Origin of the sequence: Gimesia aquarii (assembly GCF_007748195.1) — a bacterium.
Lineage (GTDB): Bacteria > Planctomycetota > Planctomycetia > Planctomycetales > Planctomycetaceae > Gimesia > Gimesia aquarii.
In genome coordinates this window covers 437,102-460,349 of the sequence record NZ_CP037920.1, presented here as the reverse complement: position 1 = coordinate 460,349, position 23,248 = coordinate 437,102, and the positions used below count along the sequence as shown (strand labels likewise).

The window sequence follows — 23,248 nt, the reverse complement described above, 5'->3', positions numbered from 1 at the left end:
ATGTTTCAATATTCCTCGCCTCCGTTAGTTTGAATGCTCTCCGACGACTGAGAAGCGACGATCGAGAGTGAAAGTGGACCCATTGATTACAGCCAGAAGAGATTATTAAAACTCCATTAAAAGAACTGCATATGCACATAAAGCCACATTAACACTGTTGAATTTGCTCGAATCAAGACATAGGATGCCTTAAATGGAATTTGCGTTAAATACCTCCACAACTTAATCCACCACTCGAAACCTCTTCTCCGTGTTCGTTTTTTACTCGCCCACTTTACCCTAAATTAAAATGAAATGCATAATGAGCCTATTTAGAAGAACTTACGTCAAACGTGGTTTTACCCTCATCGAATTATTGGTCGTGATTGCGATCATCGCCATCCTGATAGCTCTGTTACTGCCGGCAGTTCAGCAGGCACGCGAAGCAGCTCGTCGCAGCACTTGCAAAAATAACCTGAAACAAATTGGACTGGCCTTGCATAACTACCATGAGACCCATCGAATCTTCCCCCCCGGCTTCTTACTGGATCATGGTTGGCTTTCCACCACATACATACTACCCTTCATGGATCAGGCTCCTTTATATAATAAACTGAGTCCCAATGGCCCCATGGATGTGACGAATGCCACAGTGCTGGCGGATATTCGTACCATTCTGCCTGCCTACCTCTGTCCATCCAGCGCCGATCCGAATCCGTCACAGAATGCGGATATTCCCGTGAATGGTGTTGCCATCGGTCTCTCAAACTATCTGGGCATTAACGGGAACCTGGATTTGCGTTGTACCAGCAGACCGAATGGTATGTTTTATCAGAACAGTAATGTCAAGATTCGCGACATCACTGACGGAACTTCGAACACAATTGCGTTTTCGGAACGGACCACCGTGAATGACAGCAACGGTACCAACCATCGTGGTGGCGTCTGGGCGGGTGTGACACATCCCTGTCCGGCAAATGGTTTTGATAATATTCGCAACTTCACAATTCAAGCACGGGTGGGCTGGTCCATGATTAATGGATCAGGTTATCAGTTTGGCCCTTCCAGTCTGCACGTCGGTGGAGCCCACTTTCTACTTGCTGACGGACGAGTTCGCTTCGTCAGTGAAAATATCGATGCATCCAATAATCCAACTACGATTTCTTCAGCTACAAGTACCTACTTCAAACTGGCCGTCATCAACGATGGACAGGTCATTGGAGAATTTTAGAACGGAAAACTACTTTTCCTGAAAAAGTAAAACATCCCCGCCAAGTAATCAGCGGGGATGTTTTATGCGCGGTGATCACAGTCAAATTTCTGCCGACTGGATTCATTCTTTATCGAGGGAGAATGGAAAATCATTTTCTCCAGGCTTCACTTCTACGGTCAGTGTAGATTGGTCATTATACTTTTCGGGAATGATTTCCGTTTGTTCGCTGGTAGAGCCATCTGGATTTTCGATGTAACGCTGGGTCGAAATTCTGACAGTATGTTTCCCTATTTTAGCCCCCTTAGTTGTTGGATTGTAGGCTAACTCGTAACGTCCTTCCTTGTCCGTTATACCTGAGGAAGGCCGTCCGCTTGCTGGAGCAAAATCGACAACAGCCCCCGTAACCGGTTCGCCGTCGAGCACCACAATCCCTGTTACAAAGCCTACTTCAGGTTGATCCTCCGGGGTAGGGGAACAAGCTGTCAAAATTGGGAGTACTGCGATCATTGTGAGTAACAAGCTGGTTCGTCTTAAAAAAGAAGTCGTTCGAAAAATCATGTTGATCCTGTATCTAAAATAGTCAATTTTTGTTTGCTCAGCTGCAAGGTGAATGTCTTGATCTGACATCTCGTGGAATGCATCTTTTAGGGGACAAAACGTATTCTCAGGGAAATAAACTTGAGTGTAAACCCTCCTGAAAGTTGATTTCAATTTTCACGCGATGATTCAGAATGGGGGTTAAAAGCACCATAAAGGTTGTTGTAATAAGTGACCAGAGCCTCTTCCAGGTTGGTTTCGTAAGCCAGTTGCTTCGCGAATTTTGTGTTCAAAAGTTGAGGGTCAGGAATGATTCCGACTCTTCCCAAATCTAATCTGTCTGCATCCCAACAGGTACCAATTGTAGGGTCATCACTGAAGTCTTGATCTTGATGCCACGTACAGGCATAGTGTAGCCGATCAAAATCTTCGTCATTCAGTTCGTAGAGATCGCCTCGAAGCTGGCGAGCCAGTTCGGCACCACGAGCACCATGCCCCGGATCGGTACTATCCGACCAGCGGCAGGAATCATGAAACAAAGCAAATAGTTCCACAATATCATTGTCCGCACCGGTTCGTGAGGCAAGAACTCGTCCATTGCGTAACACACGCATCCAGTGGTCGAATCCATGAAAACAATGCGATTTGCACTGAGATCGTTGTTTTACATGGTACCATAGAAGATCGAATTGAATTTCACGATTCATTCCTCAAAACACCTCGACTAAAATTATCATATAACATGAGCAGTGATTGAAATTATACGAACTCATACTGATTGAGGATCAAAATTGTTACGGAAAATCGAGTAATTTCGCTGTCATTCTAGAGATTATCTACAAGGGTGTTCGTAAGCTTAGAAAATCTTATACTTGAAAATTTATGTTCTAAATTTACATAAAAATACTACGAATAGACAACCTTCATTAGTTTTTCGTGTTACCGATTGCTAGCGCACTGTCGCTCACAGAATTTTGTGAGTTTTGTGTCTTTCGTGGCAGTAATGATTCTTATTCTTTAGACGAATGCGCTTATGCACTTCTCCATTTTCAGCTAGGGATGGTGAGCGCTATTCGGTAGAGTGTTGTTTGCCGTTCCTTGCTGAGCTTTGCTTTCACTTGAGGGGAGAGATTCGTCATGTTCATTATTCCTGTATTTCAACTAGGACTTCCTTTGTCGTATGGGTCTGATCATACCTATCGGCACGTCACGGTCAAGAAACACATTTGCGCGGTTTTGTCTGAGATGTGGTACAAAATTGCCGTTTGGTTTCGTTTATGGTTTCAGAAAGTGTGCTCAAAAGGAGTGACTCGATACGAGACAAGGGGAACCGATTCTTGTGTTTCAGGTGAAAATGTGGAAAAAATCATGCTTTTTCGGATACACAAACTGAGGTGGTGCGCCGTGTGCAGTTACCAGAAAAACGTACCTCGCGCGCGCGACGCAGAATCAGGGAGTTTCGAGAACGGCGCGTTGGCGTCAAGTGCAATATCTTCACTGGAACCGGCGATACGACTACCGCATATTATTTTTTTATTACGGTATCACTTTTGGTAAAATAATTTCAAGAACCGACGAAACCGATCGAATCTTCAGAGCACAGGCTTCAATTTTTTAATAAGGATGAATCAAAATGGACTGGAATGCAATCTGGGAGTACTTTGGTAATTTCAACGATCGGGAGTTTTTTCGGATTTTCGTGATGGCCTGCTTCGTGATTGGAGTCCCACTGACAATTGGTATTGCTGCGAGAACCGTTGGCTGGTCAGTCAAACAGATTCGTTATTGTCAAAAATTGATTGATGAGAATTCGAGTGCAAACCGTATTACTTGATCGATACCCATCAAATGAAAGAGTCAACAGTGATCATAACGATGATGATTACGCCGATGGCCATTTTTCCAACAACACCGAGAATCCGACCGATGAACGCCGCTCTTCCAATTTCCTGGCGGTCGACATCTTGATTCCCTTTCCAGACCTCTCCCAGATAGGCACCCATGTACGCCCCCACGCTTCCTCCTAATATAGCTCCCATGATTGTTCCCAACGGTGGTACAATGGGTGTGGCTAATCCAGCGCCTAGTATGCTACATAAAAATGTACCTAACAACGAAAGAATCATCGCCCGCCGGCTGGCTCCTTTTTTGGCAGCTCCCGCAGAACCGCCGAGCATCTCAACCAGTTCGCCCAGACCGGCGAGTGCGATCGCAATGAGTAACACAGTCAGCGAAATCCCGTTATTTTCCTGAACTGGCATGAAGACGTAAAACAACGCAGACAGAAAGACAACAATCCAGTTTCCTGGCACCAAAAACAGAATCGAAACCCATGCCGTTATATTCGCCAACAGTAAGAGTGTTGCCATCAGGTAATAGAAGGTGACTGGCAGCAAGTCATAGAGCCATTCAAATGACATAGGGAACAACCCGAAAAATTTAACTTTGTAAATGAAGGAGCATTGTAAGAAGTTTATTGATTTGCAGTATGTTTCGTAATCGTTCTTCGTCAATCGCCATGAAATATTATGGAATGCAAAAAGAAAGACGAATGTTGGCCCTTTGATCGAGGTTAATTTAATAGAAAGTGCTTTATATCGGTGCTGAATATGTACTTTTGAACATATCAAATGATCGACTGAGCAGACATTGATTGTATTTGTCTGAATTCAGGGGTAAAATTTTAAGTTTGATGAGCCATTGATGGACGAAGATTCTTATAATAATCCATGATGATTAATGTTTGTGTGGGAATTGATCATTCTCACATCACTTCCACTGTCAAGGGCATTAACACACTTAAGTAAGTGCTGAGATGGTCGCTGTTTCAGTCTAATCCAAGGAGCAGGTCGTGAGTATCGTCAATCCTACCAGGGACGTTCATGTCGAGGAAATTGTAGACGTTGAATCCCAAAGCTGGTTGAACATGAAAGAAGTGCCTGCCTGGTTTATCAGTTTGGGCGTGCATTTGGTGATCTTGTTTATTCTCGCAAGCATCACACGAATCACATTGCTCGATTCAGAGAATGCGATCATTTCTTCCATCGAAGAAATCAGTCCTGATATTTATAAACTCGACCCGACGATTCAAGATGTAGTTGGAACTGCCGGTGATACGACAATGCTGTCACCTTCGATGGCCGCCGCTCCTGAAACGTCCCGAGAGCAGCAGGAAGCGCTAAAAAGCCAACTCGAAAACGATATTGAAACGCCTGAACCTGTCTTTGACGATGCACTGACTCAACCTGCCAAGGAAGAGTTGACGGCGGCCGTCGAAGTCACTGGTGAAACAGACCGTCCAGGCGGCGTAGCAGGAGCCATTGACCGTTTGACATTAGAAATTGCTGCTGCTGCCAAAGAGAAAAAATTACTTGTCGTCTGGTTGTTTGATGTTTCTCCCTCAGTGACCAAGCGTCGCAATGAAATCGCAGACCGCTTCGAAAATGTCTACAAGCAGTTGGGAATCCTAGAAGCCACTGAAGACGAAAACTCGTTGAAAACAGCCGTAGCCGCCTTTGGTGCCAAAACCGAGATTATCACAAAAGATCCTGTGAGTGATGTGAAGGAAGTGGTTTCCAAAATTCGCTCGATTAAAGAAGATATCACGGGTGACGAAAATGTATTTGGTGCTGTCAATATGGTGACCAAACGCTGGCTTGCCTACAAAAGACAAAGTCGTCGCAACATGATGATCATTGTTGTGACTGATGAGGCGGGAACTGACGCCGAAGACAATCTGGAAATCGCGATCAAGGATGCCAAGCGAAATGGGATTAAGTGTTATGTGGTCGGCAACGCAGCGCCCTTTGGTCAACGTGAAGTGATTATTCCTAATTTTCCAATTGAGCCTGGAGTTACTGTAGCAGCTGTATCTGAGACTGGACCAGAGACACTCGCGCCCGAGCGAATTAAACTGCCTTTCTGGGGGACGAACACTTCTGACATTCGTCAGCTTTCCTCCGGCTACGGCCCTTATGGTTTGACACGACTCTGTGCAGAAACGAATGGTATCTTCTTTATTACCCAGGATACAACGGAGAAGGGGGTCAAATTTGAATCGGCTGATATGCGAGACTATCACCCCGATTATATTTCGATCCGTGATTACGATAAACGCGTGCGTATGAATATGGCGAAAGCGTCGTTGGTGCGGACTGCGATGGCGACCCGAGCTACAAAACGCAGGCTGCCAATTCCCACTTTGAGATTCCCAGCCAACAATGACAATGTGCTCAGACAGGCAATCACGGCGGCTCAAAAACCGGTCTCAGAACTGGATTACGGTTTAAACGAATTACAGGTCATGCTTGAGCAAGGCTTGAATGATCGTAAAAAAATTACCGAACCACGCTGGCGTGCCAATTACGACCTGGCGCTAGGTCGGGTATTGGCAATGCGTGTGCGTACACATGGCTATAATACAGTTTTGGCTGAAATGAAAAGCAACCCCAAAGCATTCAAAGATAAAGCCAATAATTCCTGGCAATTGGTCGCTGCGAAAGACGTTCGTTCCAGTCCCTCTGTACGAAAAATTGCCAAGCAGGCCAATGCACTCCTGAATGGCATCATTGATGAGCATCCTGGAACTCCCTGGGCTTATCTGGCTGCCAAAGAGCTCAACACACCTTTAGGTTGGACCTGGAAGGAATTCAAACAAAATCTCGACTCAAGTGGTAATCGAGTCAGAACACAGAGCCCACGTTTTGCTGAAGAAGATCGTAAGAGACGCGAGGCGCTCAAAAAACGAGGGGTGAAAGGGAACCAGCCACTCAAAATCTGACTGTCAGAATTGTCTTTTATTATATAGCTTTAAGTATTAACAATTAAAGTAATATGATCAGGAGTCCATTCTCCAGATCCGTTATTCATATCAATTTATCAAGAATCACATCAACTTTTTTTGTCTGTTGATGTGAAGCTGGTGCGTCTTCTAAATAAGATCGCTCAGCAAGAAAAAAGCAGGCACAAGGGGATTTTACTGATGGCTCACGCGCGAGACTATTCAGCTTTTTTCACATCTTTGATCGTACACGCGGTGATTCTGCTGGGTATGGCGATGATCCATCATCAGATTACCGATAGTCAGCCCGAAGTCGCGATTGAGACCATCTTTGATGATGTACGAGACCAGGCAGAATTTGAACAGGTTCTGGAAACAAATTTAACCGTTTCTGAAAACCTGAGTGTCACATCCGGTGGAACGGTTTCGACCAATGTAGGTGCCTCGACTGCCCCTACCATATCCTCACAAAAGATTGAAAAGTCAGAGAGCCTGAAAGAACCTGAAATCAAAATCAGTGCTGGTGAGATCACGGCACCCGGTGATGATATTTTAGGTGAAGATCTTGGCGTTGGCGAAGTGACCGGTGAAGTGGGAGCCGTCGTTGATGGATACGGCCCAGCCATGAGTCGTATTTCGAAAGAAATGATCCGTATTATGCGTGATGAAAGGGCTCTGGTGGTCTGGTTATTTGATGAATCAGAAAGCATGAGAGACGACCAGAAAGAAGTCTACGACAATTTCAATAAGATTTATGCCGAGTTGGGAATTGCTACGAAACAAGACGCCAAGGCTCGCTCCCGCGACCAGGCTTTGCTGACTGCGATTCTGAGCTTTGGTAAAACGGTGCGTGTACACACTGAGAAGCCAACAGCCGATTTGAAGAAGATTCAAGAAGCCATTACAAAAATTCCGGTTGATGCATCTGGACTGGAGAATATGTGCCAGGCAATTGCGGCTACTATTGACAAGTATACCGTGCTGGCAAGAAAGACAGATCGTAGACTATGTATTATACTTGTGACGGATGAATCAGGCGACGATGGTGATAAAGTCGAAGAGGCCATTACCCGTGCTAAGCGTGCCGACGCTCCGATTTATATTTTGGGACGAGAATCGGTTTTTGGGTATCCTTATGCACGTCAAGTTTGGATTGATCCCAAATACAAACTAAAACATTGGCTTGATGTGAACCGCGGACCGGAAACTGCGTTCCCTGAGGCAATGCAGTACGATGGTTTACACAGACGCTGGGATAGCTTTTCAGCTGGTTTTGGTCCTTATGAACAGATGCGAATTGCTCGTGAAACTGGGGGAATTTTCTTTGTCTTGCCTGGAAAAGAAAAAAACCTGGCAGGAGCGGGTAAGAGTTTGGCGCGTCGCTTCCGATTTCAGGACACGAAAGTATATCAGCCTTTGTTACTCTCCCGCCGTGATTATGACGCAGCCCGCAGTGCAAGCAAGTTTCGCACAGGTATCTGGAAAGTGATCGTCACGCTCAATCCGCATAAAGATAATCAATTAAATATCAAAGAACATAGCTACCCGATTCAAAAGAAAGATTTCTATGATATTGGAAGTAAAGAAGTACCAAAAGCGATTCGTGCGATGGGGTTGCTACAGAAATCGGTTGATATTCTGGAATCGATCAAACCTTTGCGTGCACAGGAAAAATCACAACGTTGGAGAGCCGCTTATGATTTAACGCTGGCACAATGCTTGGCGTATCGAGTGCGTCTATTCCAGTTTTGTCTGGCGATGGACCAGCACGCCAAAAATATGCCTGCCCCTAAGAAAAAAGAAAGCAACGTCTGGCATGTAGTACGTGGTAAGAAAATGCTGCCCCCCGATCCAGCACAAGTTAAGCTGACTAAAGTCAGTGTGGAAAATTTGAATCAGCAGTTAAAGAAAGCAGAAGCACAATACAAGCAAGTCATCAAAGAACATGCAGCAACTCCCTGGGCACAGCGAGCGCAATTTGAATTAAACCAGGGATTTGGAATGTCTTTCAAAGAGTCGTTTCGTGACCCGCGATATGATAAATTTGGTAAAGACAAAGAGATTAAGCTTCCAAAATTATAACTGAGCTGCAATTACTTAAGGTTCTAAAGTCAAACGAGGACACTTCTGGAAATTTTTTCAGGGAAGTGTCCTGTTTGCTTTTATACAATGCGATGGCTACGTAGGATATAGAAAGAAATCACTTTGTATAAATACCACACTCAACTTCAGGAGTTTTCAACAAGATGAAGATACACCGCGATCACAGTTATTTAAATGCTTTCACGGGAGTGATGGCTGCTCTCCTGATCTCCTCCATTCTGGGAAGTAGCGCTGCCCATTCCGGTGAAAATAAACCTGAAACGGAAGAAGGTTGGGTTAGCCTGTTTAATGGAAAAGATCTTACAGGATGGGAAATTGCCGAGAACGGCCCCTGGAAAGTCGAGGATGGCAAAATTGTGGTGACTGGTAAACGCTCACACCTCTTCACGAAAGATGAGTTCAAGAACTTCGAATTCAAAGCAGACGTGATGACAACACCAGGCAGTAACTCCGGCATTTTCTTCCATACAAAATTCCAGGAAGAAGGCTGGCCTAAACAGGGCTATGAATCACAAGTGAATGTCACACACAAAGACCCCGTGAAGACTGGCAGTATTTATAATCGTGTAAAACTGTTTAAAACGCCCGCGAAAGATAATGAATGGTGGACGCAACACATCATCGTCAAAGGTCGGCATGTAGTTGTTAAAATTAATGGAGAAACTGTGGTCGACTATACTGAGCCCGAAGGCGCAACCGGTTATCCTTCTCTGGGAGAGAAAGGCAAATTTGCGTTACAGGCGCACGATCCCAAAAGTGTCGTTTATTACAAAAACATTCGTGTCAAACCATTGGCTGACTAAAACCATTGGCAGTTACCTGATACTATTTTTGAGCCCTCGGATAACACGAGGGCTTTTTTCTTCAATTTTGGTTGATTAAAGAAGCGTAAAGTGAAACTGGGATACAATACTAATGGTCTGGCCTTCCATCGCTGGGATGACGCCATTCGGCTGATTGCTGAGACTGGATATGAATCTGTCGCCATCACAGTCGATCATTATACTCTCAATCCGTTTGCAGCAGATCTTCCAGAGCAGTTACAGGAAATGCAGACGCTGCTGAAACAATATCAACTTTCTTCTGTGATTGAGACAGGTGCCCGTTTTTTATTGAATCCACGCGCAAAGCATGAGCCCACTTTGCTGAGTGCTGCACCTGAAGAGCGTGCGAGACGCATCGATTTTTTAAAACGCTGTATCGATCAGGCTGCTTTTTTGAAGTCTGACGCAGTCTCCTTCTGGGCAGGTCAACTAAAAGAAAAAATTTCTCGTGAAGCCGCTCTAGGACTTCTGGCAGAGGGGTGCCAGGAGGTAATAGAGTACGCGGCCAAAAAACAAGTCAGACTTGCTTTTGAACCCGAACCGGGAATGTTGATCGAAACGCTGAACGATTTTAAAGAGTTGACAAGGCTCGTCGATCATGAGTGTTTTGGCTTGACGGTCGACATCGGACATTTACAGTGCATGGGTGAAACGCCCATTAGCCAACATCTCAATCCTTGGGCAGATCGAATTTTCAATATCCACATTGAAGATATGATCTTTGGAATTCACGATCATTTACGCTTTGGTGAAGGAGAAATCGATTTTGTTGATGTCGTCTCTGGTTTACGAGACATCAATTACACTGGAGGGATTCAGGTGGAATTAAGCCGACATAGCTATATTGCGCCTGATGTTGTTAAAGAATCGTTCTGTTTCCTTCGAAATTTATTAGAAACGCATTGAACCCAAAGAACAAAGATGCAAGAAGTCTTAACCTGCCAGTAGAGTCTCTTTGCGTGTTCTGCGTTGTGCTGATTATAGGGATTATGTCTATTAAATCAGTCTTTCTTCAGTCACGTGACGTTGGCTTACGATAAAAAGAAGAGCCGCGAAAATAACAGAACTTCTGTTGGTTTGACGCTTTTGCAAAAGGGAACTCCGGCATAAAGCAGATAGATTTCTGTTGATCTTCTCACTCTCTTTCAGTCTTCAGTCAACATGACATCTTCGATTTCTAAAACGTTTGATTTACTGGCACAAAGCAGAAATTCTCATGCTATGAACGCATTAATTCTGGCTTTGGACGTTGAAGCTCAATCTATCAGAGAGTTGGCAGTTGCTGCGTTGCTTGAACAACAAAGCACACGTGGACTAGTGGAGGTCATTCGTCGGTGTGCCACTCTTACTCCAGACATTCGAAAATTGCTGGAATCACAATCTGATGCACTCGAGGCTGCCATTAAACAATGTTTGCTGCATGGAAATCGCGAACTTCAGTATTGTGGATTGTCATTTGTACGGAGTACAAATGACTTCAGACAAATTCCAGCGCTGGTTTCATTGCTTGAGAACAAACGCCTGATTAATCATCAACCAGATTTGACGACACAGACTCTGCGTTCTCTGGTTAGTAAATTGTATGAATATTTTCTAGACACTTCTGCAGATTCAATTTATCCCCGTTCATTTCTGAGAAATGCACAGAATATAAGAAGGGAGAATTTGAATGCACTATTATTAGCAGCTGAAAATTTTCAGGAATTCGACCGGCCTGAAGAGATTGTCGAAAGTCTGCTCATTCTGGGTGATGTAAATGATTCAGCAATCAGAAAAGTATTGTGGCATTCCAATACCGAAACGAAACGTCTTGTAGAAAAGGTTTTGAAAGATAGCAAGCACATCGGTGTGATGCAGTTAATTTGTGATTTCACTGAAGTGAATTATCCAAATCCTAAAGCATTAGAAGCTGTCTCCGAGCGAGAGGACCCGGAATTTATCGCGCATTTATTGCGCTGGCTTCCAGAACAACCTTCAGAGCTACAACATACGAACTTCAAGCAAATTCGGACAATTAACTGGTTGAGAGCGGACAAACAGGAATTCTGGAAAATACCAAGCAACCTTCAACCCGCTGTGATCAGGTTAATCAGTCTACTCGATTTGGATGTGGCCAGCAAAAAACAGGCTCAAAAATGGATGTTACAAAACGGTACTCCCGAAGCTAAAGAAGCTGCGATCGGGATCTTGAGAAATCTTGATTCTTCAGAAGTGACCGAAATGGTGTTAGAAAGTCTTGAGTCGGAAGACCCGGTTCAACAGGCATGGGCCACATGCCAATTACGCACGCAACATGTTCCCGATGCGATAAATTTGTTGATTACGAAACTAGACAGCCCATTGGAAGAGGTAAGAGAAGCAGCCCGGCAAGAACTTGGCAGTTTTGATGTAGAATATGTGTTAGAGCATTTTGAGGAGTTTAATACCCATATCTGTTCTGCTGTTGGTAAGTTGTTGCAGAAGCTGAACCCCCAATGTACACGAGAATTCAGTCGCGCTCTTGCACACCCTTTAAGAAAACGACGAATTCAGGCAGCGCGTTGTGTACAAATCTTAGAATTGCATGACCAGGTTATTCCTGCACTTGCTGCGCTGGTGGAAGACACCGATGACCTGGTTCGTAGAACCAGCGCCGAAATTTTGTCAACACTGGGAAGCCCCGCGGCCAAGCAAGCTTTAATCCCTTTAATCACAGATGATAACTCACGTATTAGGGAAATCGCGATTAAGGGACTAAGGTCAAAAAAGAACACAGAACAACCCACTCAATAATCAAATGGTAATATTGAATGATGATTGAATTCGTTTCTATTCTAGCGGCAGGTCATACCGATGAAGTTTCACGGGCATTCCGGAATCGAGGAATGTTACAGGAAAACTGGTTATTTATTTCCATAGCCATTGTTGTTGGAGTAGTCTGGCTTGCTCTTTTTTTATGGGAAAAGATTCAGTTACAACGTAAAGCAACTGCCGATACGCCTCAAGGATTGTTTTATGATCTATGTAAGACTCACCGATTGAATCGTACTGATACGAACTCTTTGTTCAAAGTGGCTTCTGAAAACTATGCTGATCAACCAGCAATGATATTTATCGACCCTGGCATTCTCAATGATTATATTGGTGAAGCAGGCTCCGATCGAAAGTATTATGAAACGCTTGCTGAGAGACTGTTTTAAGAATTTAAAAGTAACAATATTAAGCGTTAGGCTTTTCGGCCACATAATAATGGTTCATAAGATCATGTGGTAGTTCGTGAACTTCGATGCCTGCAAAGCCAATATCTTCGAGTGTTTGGCACGTCATTTCTTTTTCCCATCCAATACTGTCTTTTTCTCTGGAAGTTGCCATCCAACGCATACTGGAAATGGCATATCGATGTAGGGCCATTGGGATATTCTGAATTTGATCGAGGTTACTTGGAGTCGCAATATCCTGAATTAATACAATTCCCCCCGGCCGTAATGCAGCAAAGGCTTCATCCAAAACCTGAAAAGGATACTCCTGATAGTGTAATACATCAAATGCTGTAATCAGATCAAATGAGTTAATTGCATGGATCTGTGAGATATCCCGATTGATGAAAGTGATATTCTCAATATTTCGTTCGTTCGCCACTCGATTTGCATTTTCGATCAACTCTTCGGAATGATCGTACCCCACGAATCGGCTCTTTGGAAACATAACTGCCAGTTCCATCAATGTCGATCCACTGCCGCAGTCGAGTTCCAACACGTCAAGTCCTTCACAAAGCTGCATGATCAGATTAGGGACCAATGGGAGTACATGTTTAAACAATCCGTTGATAGCCGATTTAGATTGTTCCTCGTCTATTTCTGACTGCAAGCTCGCAAATAGTGAATGAGGTATGCGATCTCCTTCGCGAAAAGATTTTACGATCTCATCTTCCAGCTTGCTGAAGATTGAAAACCATTGCATGTTAGCCATATAGTTTTTTGAATCTGCAGATTGCGTTAACCAAAAGGCATGTTCTGGCGGCAACCGATAGGTTTTAAACATCGAATCGTATTCTACAATGCCCCCTGCCACCATAGTCGTTAACCAGGCGCCAACATAATGTTCGAATAACCCGGCTCCATCTGCGATCTCCTGACGCGTGGCTGTCTCCATACCCTCCAATGTGTCAAAGAGCCCGGTACGATGACCAACCGAAATCATCAAAGACAAGCTACTCTGATTGATGATCTGTTGAAGTGTTTGCTCAAATTGCTTCGTACGTTCTAAGTCCATTGTAAAATGGCATGCAATCGTCATCTAAAACTCGCTCCTTTTTTAAAAGTTGATTTATTACCAGCTAATTCACCAAGCGTAGAAGAAATGAGAGTGTTACCGTTCATTTGAAAAAATAGGTAAAATAAACCAAGCTTTGTTCTGAGAACCGGACTGTAAAATATGTACACGCCATAAGTTGTTTTTTCGAAACGAGATATATGAATAATTGCACACCATTAAAATAGTAGCCCTGATTTTTTTGGATCTCAAAGCGGACAACAACTGTTCTGTTCTCTACAATGAAATATCGAACATTTCTCGGTGTTAACCGAATGACTATGAGATAACCAATTCGTCAAAACGGTGATCATAGTCTGGTGCCTGTAACGGGAAACAGATAAAGTTAGGTTGGAGTGTCTCTATGTTTCGTCAATTAATTCTCCCTACTGCTGTCGTGGTAATTGCATTGGCGGGTATCGGTACTTTTCTGGTGAATACCGAGAAATCAAACAACGCCATCGCCGAGAAAAAAACGACGATCTCATCACTCTCTGAGCTTCAACCCGATTCAGCCTTAAAAGAGCAAGAGCAGCAACTGATTGATATCAATCTGATTCTTGCGAGCCGTGTCCCTGGCATTGCCAATGGTATCCCTCAACAAGCACAACAAGCAGCAACCCCCTGGCTTGATCCTGCTTTGGATGATATTTACCAGCAATTGGAAAATTCAAAATTGTCAATTCGTTTTCCCTATGACGAAGAGACATTCGCCATCTGGGTAGGCAACCCTTACAAAGTTGTTAAGGGGAAAAAAGTCTATCAACATTCGGAAGTTCTTAAAAAGGCAATCCCTCTGATCAATCAGATACCTTTCCCTGTAAGAATTTGGTTTTATGGGACACGGGATCAATCGAATCCTGAGTTGGGTGAATGTATTGAAGCACTAGCTGACATTACCAATTTGGGCGGCATCAAGTTTTCTTATTGCCGTATCAATGAAAGAGGTTGTGCCGCGCTTCGAACCCTACCAAATTTGACAAACCTTGAGATATTACGATCTTCTCTGAATGATGCAGGGTTTAATCAGATCGTGCAAAACAAGAAATTACGCCGTCTGCATACTACTTTCGGAACTCAAAAAATCTCATCAAAGACAGTGGAAAAAGTCACTGAATTACCTGAGTTGCAAAATCTCAAACTCATTGTTTCGCTTGATCCTCAAAGTGCAGCCTCTTTTTGGAAAAAGCTGGCAGCATGTAAAAATTTAGTCGATCTGGAAGTCGACTGTGGATCTGTGACACGAAAAATCATGGTCGATTTCTTGAAAAAAGGAGATCATAAAAAACTTCAGAAGTGGAAAATCTATGGAGTATTCCCTCGCAAAGAATTGGCAAATGCATTAGCACTGGCACCAAATCTGGAAGAACTTCATTTCCCCTCTGGAAGTCTGTCTGACACAAGCTACCTGCTTGAACAATTATCGAAACATCATCCACATATGAAATCGTTGTCGATTGGTTGGTCTGGCGGAGAGAATTTTTTAAAGGGCGATGAGGCACGTACTGCTTTAAGTCAATTGGCCCGCTTTCCCCATCTGGAGACATTTTTCGTACCAATCTTTTTGCCAGATCCAGAAGCCTTGCAACCACTGACCAGGCTTAGATATCTCGAAAGTTTTTATTGCAAAAACCTAAACCTGAATCAGGCAACGCTGTTGGAACTGGCTCAGATGCCAAGTCTTAGAAAATTGACGGTGGATTCTCTTGAATTTGGTCAAGAGGCCGGGCACCTATTGCCCTGGTTGTCGAATGTAAAACAGATTGAAATCAACAATCCAACCACACTCACTGATAAGCGATTGAGCCTACTTGCAACAATGCCCCGCCTGACAGAATTGAAATGGTGCGATATTGGAATCAAGGAGCCGATTCCTCTCACAGATACAGCGCGTTCCCGCTTTCAATACATTAATTTTAATGTTTGCGAAAAATAAGTAGTGATGCTGAGCTTTGGCTGTCCTCGCTTAAAATATATCTATTCCTGCACAAGACATGCTTCAAATTTTTGGTTTAAATCTTCAGCATTAATCAACGAACCAATGGCAACAATCTGAGTGCGTGGTGTGGCTTTGCCCCAAACACCTAACTCAGATAGCTCAGTACGACGCCCCACAGCCTGCAAGGCAAATCGCTTGTCGCGAGAATCGCTGATATAAACAATGCCTTTGCAACGATAAACGGAAGCCGGTAATTCCCGTCGTACCATCTCCCGCAAAGCTTCCAGTGAGAATGGTTGGTCGGATTCAAAACTCCACGTTTCAAACATTTGACTGGCGGCATCATGTTTCTGCCGATCACCTTTCGTATCGAGACTTTGCTTCTGTGATTTTAAATGTGCAGGATCAAAGCGCCCAACAGCCAATAAAATTTCTAGAGGAACTTCACAACGAACGGCGTTCACAATTCGTATGCGGTTCAGATGTTGGCCAATCCACTCTCCGATAACTTCAATATGCTCAGGTCCGACGAGATCGACTTTGTTGAGAACTACCATATCAGCAAAGCCAATCTGACGCAGCTTGAGTGCAGAAAGATCATCGTTATCAGCATGCGTAAATATCGCTTCGGCATCGACGATACAGGTAATGCTGTCCAGACGCAGTAACTTTTCATACCGTTGATCCAGAAAGGTCATCACGATTCCTTCTGGATCGGCGACTCCACTTGCTTCAAGAATTACGTAATCGATGACATCTTCGCGTGTGAGAAGTTGTTCCAGCGAGTTGACAAGGTCATCACGGATTTCGCAACATACACAGCCGTTGGTGAGGTTGATCGTATTTTCCTCGACTCCCTCCACAAGCTCTGCGTCGATATTGATTGCACCGAAGTCATTCACCAACACTCCGACTCGTAAACCATGCTCACCATTCAGAATACGATTCAATAATGTTGTTTTTCCGGCACCTAGAAACCCAGTTAATAATGTTACGGGAACGGGCGCACGTCCCGGGATAACAATGGGTTTGGTTCTAGGAGCAGGAGCAAGTATCGGAACAGAATCTTCGTTCATATTAATCTCTGAATGGTAAAAGAAACATGTCAGAAATGAATTCGTAACGTGTCCGTTGTCATTACAGAACTCTACTTATTATCGTCGACTTTGATTCCACGTGCTTCAAGCATCTCGCGAGGATTCAGAGTGACACCAGGCCATTTCTGGACCGGCTTACGATAGGCATCGGGTGGATAGTATTTTTTGGGGTCAATTTCCAGATCCCGCACAAATTGTTCCTGCTGCACTTCGCGTGGCATCGTTGGTGTGGGAAGTTTAATTTCTTTGGGAAGCTTCTCACCCGGTTTAAGAAACCAGCGTGGGTCCATAGACGCGGGTGCCGCACCGTCAGGTAGCAGCGCCTCGCGCGACCAGATGGCGTCCTTAGTGACGTTGATAACCTGCACATCGGGACCGCCGAACATAAACAGACCATCCCAGTTGGATCGCACCTCTGCCGTCGATTCAGCTTCGAGTGCGGGGCCGGCATATTCGTAATGGCAGATGGCGGCCATTCGCGGCTGCGTCTGTTTGAAGAGATAACCAGCGGCATAATACATTGTGTGATAGATATCGATGGTATATTCCCACAGTTCCGCAGGTGCGCCTAATTTCATCGAGGAAAGGGAAGGAACATCGATCGTACCTTCAGATACAAATACGTCGACTCCCTTACCATACTTGGCCGACAGTTCGTCGGGTCGACCATCACCAGTCCAAACAAACGAAAGACCCGCATCTTCCCAATCCAGTCGGTACGCAGACGCTCCATCTTTAACATGTGAACGCGGCCAATGACGAACCACCACACCGTCTTTGTTGTAACAGATGCCGTTTTCTTCTTTCCAGTCGAATTCGGTCACTTCAATATCCATGCCATCACCAATCGGACAGGCGTTAAAGTTTTCCTCATGCCAACGGTTCATCTCTTTCATGTGCTTGATCATATGGCTGGTTCCTAACTCAGGCGTTCTTCCAGAGGGACCATAGACTCGTAAAGGAGTAAAGCCACCGGAAAATGCCCGGAAAGGATACATATAAGGCAGATCTGCATAATGGTCCGCATGCAAATGACTAATGAAGATATCGTTAATCAACGGTGCGGGAACCTGCATGGCGATTGCGTTCGAGATACTGCCATTGCCTAAATCGAAGAAGAACCGTCGCGGTTGAGACTCTCCATTCCCAAGTTCTACCAAAATGGAAGTGCCTGACTGTAGTCTGGTTGGTGGCCAAGGCGTACTACCCAGGAACGAAATACGCATCTCGTTTTTGGGAAGAATTTCCGTACCGGGCATATAAACATTGCGGTTCTTAATTGCTGGCCAGGGCTTGTAATAGTCAGGCAGACTAATGCCACCACCAGGACGGGGGCCATACGGGTTCTTCATTTCACAATCACTGTCAGCCGCTTCCGAGACACCAGTTACGGCGGCTGCGGCCAAGCCTGCACCGACGGCTGCAGCACTTCCCTTTAAGAAGTCGCGTCGACCTTGCTCATTTGGTTCTGGCACACTTTGTTTTTGATCGTCTTTAGGCAAGGTAAACTCCTCAAAGTCAGAGTAGGTTTGAATTCATTCAAAAATGTGTCTGACATGCTATCAGACTTGAAGCTCATTGTGAAGCAGGGCTGTTAAGGGCTTTTCATTGGTATGTTTTGCCAGCCGAGTTCATCGATTCGCTTGAGCTCTCCTTCGATGTCGGTTCCCGTGTAAAACGAAAACCAGCCCTTCACACGCGTGGTTTCTCCGGGAGCACAATCGGGAAAGATCGGATCGGAGTGCAGGCAGGGACATTTCTGATTGCCCCAGGGTTTAAAGCAGGGACTCCAGGCCATAATCATCCAATGGTTACCCGTTTCGGACCGGCAGGCAGCATAAGGCGCACGAAACAATTTATTGTCATTGCTCTGCTGCGCGAAACCTTTTGCCATTTTCAACATGGCACAATTTTGCACACGCAGTTTTGTCAGTGGCTGATCAGTTCCATTCTTTAGCAACATATCCATCAGAACCGCATCCTGACGAGGCACAACAACGGTCGTAAATTCAATTCCATTGGGCAGCTTACGGGTCATTGAAAGTGTGCCACTATCGTGTCGTTTCCATTCCAGAGGTTTCATCGCAATGTTTTGCTTCGACCAGATGGTCGGCACATGTGTATGCGCCAGATAAGTGAGCCCCAGGTTCGACCAGATCGCTTCAGGAATGTCCAGCACAACATAACTATGCTGATCCCAAGGCGTAAAAACTGAAATCTTGGTTTCCCGTTGCGGGTCGATGGCCCCTTCTAGAAACCCAATCCGCGGATGCCGCCCACCGGGATATGGTTTGACGAGTAAAGGCGTTTTAGGATTTTGCTCCGTATTAGCATGAGGTTTTAAATCAAACCGTTTGATAGCAGCATTGATGTCTGACTGATCCAAGCCAGTTGCCTGCTGAATTTCATCCACTGTGAAGTGATGGAACACGACCATGTTCTCCAGCCAATATTTCAATTCCTCTTCATTTGCCGGTTTTCGTGCGTTAGGAACGGCAACTTCTGCTTGCGTAACTGTCAAACCAAATGTGATGATGAGAATTGAGAATAGAGCAGAATAAAATTTTCGCAACATCAGAGCACCTTCCTTCGCGATGTATCAAACAAATTCGATCAACACATAGTTTACATCAGATTCCTGAGAAACATCCACAATTTTGTGGCCACAAACATCCGTTTTGACACTGAACAAAGCCGGTAATCAGAACAAAGCCGGTAATCAAAAGAGTAAGACGAATTAAAGCTGTATCGGTAATCTCAATTTTTTCAGTTTGCAAAGAGAACGCCCGTAAACTTATGAAAACTGCGTTTCAATTGTTATAAAGTTCCGAATTACTGATCCCCTGCCAAATTCCCCATCTCTATAGACACAACCAGCCAAACCCCCTAGAATCTGCCGGTTTTTTATTCTCCCCACACACTGGAAGCATCGGCCCTACTCAATGAATTCACAGCAGACAGCAGCTCCCCTCGTTGAAACTGACGATGCAAACCTTAAGAATGAATCTACCGAGTCGGTGCAACCAGGCAAATATTCAGCGTGGGATTGGGCAACGATCGGCTGGGTGGTGATGATTCATTTAGGATTGTTGGCGGCTCCTTTTTATTTTACCTGGACCGGATTGTTCACGTGTCTGTTTCTGGGTTGGTTGACCGGTGGCATTGGGATTTGTATGGGTTACCATCGGTTGTTAACACATGGTAGTTTTCAGACCTATCCCACTCTGTTTCGACTGATTGGTTTGATTGGTTTGCTGGCAGGGCAGGGACCGCCGATTCAATGGGTGGCCAATCACCGTAAACATCATCTGCATAGTGATCAACCTGAAGACCCGCATTCGCCACGCGAGGGACGTTGGTGGAGTCATATACTCTGGCTGGTTCCGCATCATAGTGCTGAAGAAGTCACGGCGACACATGAACGCTTCGCCCCCGATCTGCTCAAAGACCCTTTTATGCGTTTCTTGCAGAAAACATTTCTATTCTGGCATATTGGCTTCGGTGCGCTTCTGTATGGCATTGGTTACGCAGTAGGTGGATCAGAGACTGCGATCAGCATGGTCGTCTATGGCATGTTTGTACGCTTGTTTTATGTGTTACATGCCACCTGGTTTGTGAATTCTGCTACGCACATCTGGGGCTATCGTAATTATGAAACGACCGATGACAGCCGGAATCTGTGGTGGGTCGCTTTACTTACGTATGGAGAAGGCTGGCATAATAACCACCACAAGTATCAACGCATGGCGAAGAACGGTCATCAGTGGTGGGAGCTCGATATGACATACTATGCAATTCTGACACTCGAAAAACTGGGGCTGGCCTGGAAAGTCGTCAAGACACCACCGCCTAACGACCAGGAGTCAATCATCAAAAAGCCACAATTTGCGCGTGAGCATCTAACCATTCGACGGTAATCTAATCACCCACCTGCTACGGTCTCATACAATAAAGTATTTCATACCGTTATTCTGACTTTCAAAAGATATCCAACTGAAATCCGGGGCGATGATTTTTTGGTTGCAATCGTTGAGCTTCTTTGAGGACAAACCTGGGATCCATGAAGGGGTCGTAACTGATGTCATGCCAAAGCACATTGCCAGAGTGGTCTATGATGAATGTGCCATGCAAGGGTTGCTTTTCGAAGTCATCATAGGCATGGAAGGCTTTGAAAACTTCGAGCTTCGCATCTGAGAACAGCGGGATGGGGAGATCGCCTTTATCATAATTCTTGATTGATGTTTTCAATCCGTCTAATTTATCGGTACTAATCGCCATGAGAGGAATGCCCGCTTTTTTGAACTCCTCTACCATCGGTGCAAATGCCTGCAACTGTTCGGCACAATGCAAACAACTATATCCAAGATAAAAAATCAAGACATGTGGTTTGCCGCGAAACTCATCTGAGCTACGTATTTTCCCAGTGGCATCTTGCAGTTTCCAGGAAGGAGCCAGCGAAGGTTTCCAGCGAAAAGGGCCTAGCGTTTTCAGGTCAGGTCGATCTCCTACATCGGTAGCAATCTTTTTCTTACTTCCCCTGTCTTCTTTAAGACCCAGGTCTTTCTTGATGAGTGCTAAACGCTCGTAGAGGAAAGATTTCAGATTGAATAATGCCAAATTCTTCGCTAGCTGATCAATCGACGTTAACTTCGTCGTTAACTTTCTAAACTCCTGTTTCGCAGCTTCTTTCTTCCCTGATTGCCATAATAAATCAACGAGTACCGCTTGAGGTTGAACTTCGTTTTTGTGAGAGTCAATCAGCTTTCGCAGTGCTTTTTCTGCTTTTTCCTGTTCACCCGACTTCCATAACACAGAGATCAAATAAACTTCATCCACACCGCCCGCTTTTTTCAATAGTTTGTGACCGAGTTTAAAATCACCTTTGGCGATTGCCTGATGACCTTTGAGGGCATTAATGTTTCCTTCCCGTCTTTTGATTTTCGATAGAAAGGGTTTGCTCGCTTTTTCAATCGCGGTTTTGATTGATTTATCAACTTTTGTTGATTTGCTCACTTTAGACTGGCCTGGTTTCAGTGCGACAATGGGCCCTTTGATGAGAGCAGCCCTGGCTTTTTTCTCTGCGGCTTGTTCGGCCTGTTTCTGATCTTTTTTCAGTGTATCCAGTCGTTTCTGTAACTCTGCCAATTGGGCGTCACCTTCTTTGACTTTTTTCATCTGGTAGTAAGCCAGTCCCAGGTAACGCAGGCGTTTGTTCTGCTCTTCTTCCAGATCTGTGGGAGCCAGATAATGCGTATCACTCAAATGAATCAGTTCATCCCATAATTCAAAAGTTCTTAGTACTTGGAACAAACGCATGCGTCCGTACTTAGCGCTACCCCGCTTTTTGAGTGTGTTGTATTTTGGGTGCTGTGGTAGATCGATCATGTTCTTCGCCAATTGAATAGCAGGATGAACACGGCCCAGAAAAATCAAATTGCGGATCAACCATTCATTGTTATGAGCATAATTATGAATCTGGTCGGGCATGACCCTATCGCGCATCATATGGGCATGATCCACGCGAGCTGATGCTTCCTGTTGCCAGACGGCATCTTCATATCGTTTGAGTCGGGAATAGATATGTCCCGGCATATGCCACATGTGGGCAATGCTGGGAGCAGACTGTCCGCAACGTGCTGCTGAAGTGAGAGCCTTTTCTGGCTTCCGATAATCCCAGAGATGAATGCGATAATGATGTGTGGGATGCATCGGATTGACGTCAAAAATATCTTGCAGTAAAGCCTCTGCTGCGATATAACTTGTACTGGAAGAACGTGTGTTATAAAGATGAACTGCCAGAAATGCCTTGGCTTCCAGATCATCCGGATATTCCAGAATCAGGTTTTCCATCGCTTTGGTATACGCCTCATTCCGTTGTTTGGATTTTTTCTTGTCGGCTTTGATATAGGCTTCGAGGGCTTTGATATATAATTTTTCCCGTGGGCTCGCTTTATCAATACGTTTGTTTGCTTCTTCAATAAATCCTTTGGCCCGTTTTGAATTCTTCAGGTTACACATGGCAGCCCCCCAAAAGGCCATGGCGCAATCAGGGTCTAAGGAAGCAGCATGTCGGAATGAACGTTCTGCTTCCAGATACCAGAAACCGTGCAATTGTCCTAATCCCTGGTCAAGAAATTTCTGAGCCTCAGGGTTCTTGACCGTCACATCAAAGTGCACATCGCCAGTCCCTCCCATGATGTAAGCCTTACGACGGGGGCCTTCGTTAAAAACTTCCCCGTGATAGGAATGACCGGCCAGAACTTCTTCTGTTTCTTTTTTATTATCCGTCGCTTCTGCTTTGTCGGCACTCCAGGCAATTGAACAGGGGATACAAAACAGTAATGTGACTACCAAAGCAAAGTATTTTTGATTGTGAACCAAAGTGGGAGGAAGCTTATTTAACATAGTCATTAACGCTTTAGAGTTAGAGGAACGGAACCACCATTGAGAGAATGTTCAAATATTAATTTTACTATGCCCCTTTTC

18 protein-coding genes are annotated in these 23,248 nt (G+C 44.7%); 10 read left to right on the top strand and 8 right to left on the bottom strand.

The annotated features are described in order from the left end of the window. Positions 1-301: 301 nt before the first annotated feature. Positions 302-1,210, top strand: a complete 909-nt coding sequence (locus V144x_RS01875; protein WP_144980561.1) for a DUF1559 domain-containing protein — start codon at positions 302-304, stop codon at positions 1,208-1,210. A gap of 102 nt (positions 1,211-1,312) precedes the next feature. On the opposite strand, the gene V144x_RS01870 is transcribed toward V144x_RS01875, so the two are convergent. Together V144x_RS01870 and V144x_RS01865 are read right to left on the bottom strand one after the other, a co-directional pair. Then, positions 1,313-1,750: a carboxypeptidase regulatory-like domain-containing protein gene (locus V144x_RS01870; RefSeq protein ID WP_144980558.1), complete on the bottom strand. Its 438-nt coding sequence runs from the start codon at positions 1,748-1,750 to the stop codon at positions 1,313-1,315. Positions 1,751-1,899: 149 nt separating this feature from the next. Beyond that, a complete protein-coding gene (locus V144x_RS01865; protein WP_144980555.1) occupies positions 1,900-2,436 on the bottom strand; it encodes an HD domain-containing protein in 537 nt (178 codons plus the stop codon). A 926-nt stretch (positions 2,437-3,362) separates the two neighbouring features. On the opposite strand from V144x_RS01865, the gene V144x_RS01860 reads away from it, so the two are divergent. Beyond that, a complete protein-coding gene (locus V144x_RS01860) occupies positions 3,363-3,563 on the top strand; it encodes a hypothetical protein (RefSeq protein ID WP_144980552.1) in 201 nt (66 codons plus the stop codon). Positions 3,564-3,573: 10 nt separating this feature from the next. On the opposite strand, the gene V144x_RS01855 is transcribed toward V144x_RS01860, so the two are convergent. Next, entirely contained in the window at positions 3,574-4,149 is a 576-nt protein-coding gene (locus V144x_RS01855; protein WP_144980549.1) for a DUF456 domain-containing protein, read from the bottom strand. 431 nt (positions 4,150-4,580) lie between these two features. On the opposite strand from V144x_RS01855, the gene V144x_RS01850 reads away from it, so the two are divergent. The 6 genes from V144x_RS01850 to V144x_RS01825 all read left to right on the top strand — a co-directional run bounded on the left by V144x_RS01850 (position 4,581) and on the right by V144x_RS01825 (position 12,615). Further along, entirely contained in the window at positions 4,581-6,509 is a 1,929-nt protein-coding gene (locus V144x_RS01850; protein WP_144980546.1) for a vWA domain-containing protein, read from the top strand. Between the two features lie 201 nt (positions 6,510-6,710). Beyond that, complete coding sequence (locus tag V144x_RS01845) at positions 6,711-8,591, top strand: vWA domain-containing protein (RefSeq protein ID WP_144980543.1); 1,881 nt, start codon at positions 6,711-6,713, stop codon at positions 8,589-8,591. A gap of 164 nt (positions 8,592-8,755) precedes the next feature. Then, positions 8,756-9,415, top strand: coding sequence for a 3-keto-disaccharide hydrolase (locus V144x_RS01840; protein WP_144980541.1), 660 nt, complete (start codon positions 8,756-8,758; stop codon positions 9,413-9,415). Between the two features lie 90 nt (positions 9,416-9,505). Next, the gene (locus V144x_RS01835; protein ID WP_144980539.1) at positions 9,506-10,342 is read left to right on the top strand and encodes a sugar phosphate isomerase/epimerase family protein; all 837 of its coding nucleotides are present in this window, start codon (positions 9,506-9,508) and stop codon (positions 10,340-10,342) included. Positions 10,343-10,657: 315 nt separating this feature from the next. Continuing rightward, positions 10,658-12,208: a HEAT repeat domain-containing protein gene (locus V144x_RS01830; protein ID WP_197998719.1), complete on the top strand. Its 1,551-nt coding sequence runs from the start codon at positions 10,658-10,660 to the stop codon at positions 12,206-12,208. 17 nt (positions 12,209-12,225) lie between these two features. Next, on the top strand, positions 12,226-12,615 hold the full coding sequence (locus tag V144x_RS01825; protein ID WP_144980535.1) for a hypothetical protein: 390 nt from the start codon (positions 12,226-12,228) through the stop codon (positions 12,613-12,615). 19 nt (positions 12,616-12,634) lie between these two features. Here V144x_RS01825 and V144x_RS01820 read toward each other — a convergent pair whose 3' ends face one another. Beyond that, the gene (locus V144x_RS01820; protein ID WP_144980533.1) at positions 12,635-13,711 is read right to left on the bottom strand and encodes a class I SAM-dependent methyltransferase; all 1,077 of its coding nucleotides are present in this window, start codon (positions 13,709-13,711) and stop codon (positions 12,635-12,637) included. Between the two features lie 379 nt (positions 13,712-14,090). On the opposite strand from V144x_RS01820, the gene V144x_RS01815 reads away from it, so the two are divergent. Then, complete coding sequence (locus tag V144x_RS01815; protein WP_144980531.1) at positions 14,091-15,662, top strand: hypothetical protein; 1,572 nt, start codon at positions 14,091-14,093, stop codon at positions 15,660-15,662. 41 nt (positions 15,663-15,703) lie between these two features. Here the strand turns inward: V144x_RS01815 and V144x_RS01810 are convergent, their stop codons facing one another. The 3 genes from V144x_RS01810 to V144x_RS01800 form a co-directional block, all read right to left on the bottom strand. Beyond that, positions 15,704-16,741, bottom strand: a complete 1,038-nt coding sequence (locus V144x_RS01810) for a CobW family GTP-binding protein (RefSeq protein WP_144980528.1) — start codon at positions 16,739-16,741, stop codon at positions 15,704-15,706. A gap of 71 nt (positions 16,742-16,812) precedes the next feature. Beyond that, a complete protein-coding gene (gene gntH, locus V144x_RS01805; protein WP_144980525.1) occupies positions 16,813-18,264 on the bottom strand; it encodes a guanitoxin biosynthesis MBL fold metallo-hydrolase GntH in 1,452 nt (483 codons plus the stop codon). 92 nt (positions 18,265-18,356) lie between these two features. Continuing rightward, positions 18,357-19,337, bottom strand: coding sequence for a hypothetical protein (locus V144x_RS01800; RefSeq protein ID WP_144980522.1), 981 nt, complete (start codon positions 19,335-19,337; stop codon positions 18,357-18,359). Between the two features lie 367 nt (positions 19,338-19,704). Here V144x_RS01800 and V144x_RS01795 point away from each other — a divergent pair, with 367 nt between their 5' ends. Continuing rightward, positions 19,705-20,679: an acyl-CoA desaturase gene (locus V144x_RS01795; protein ID WP_144980519.1), complete on the top strand. Its 975-nt coding sequence runs from the start codon at positions 19,705-19,707 to the stop codon at positions 20,677-20,679. 61 nt (positions 20,680-20,740) lie between these two features. Here the strand turns inward: V144x_RS01795 and V144x_RS01790 are convergent, their stop codons facing one another. Continuing rightward, positions 20,741-23,167 carry a redoxin domain-containing protein gene (locus V144x_RS01790; protein ID WP_144980516.1) on the bottom strand — a complete coding sequence of 809 codons (2,427 nt, stop codon included), beginning with the start codon at positions 23,165-23,167 and terminating at the stop codon, positions 20,741-20,743. Positions 23,168-23,248 lie beyond the last annotated feature (81 nt).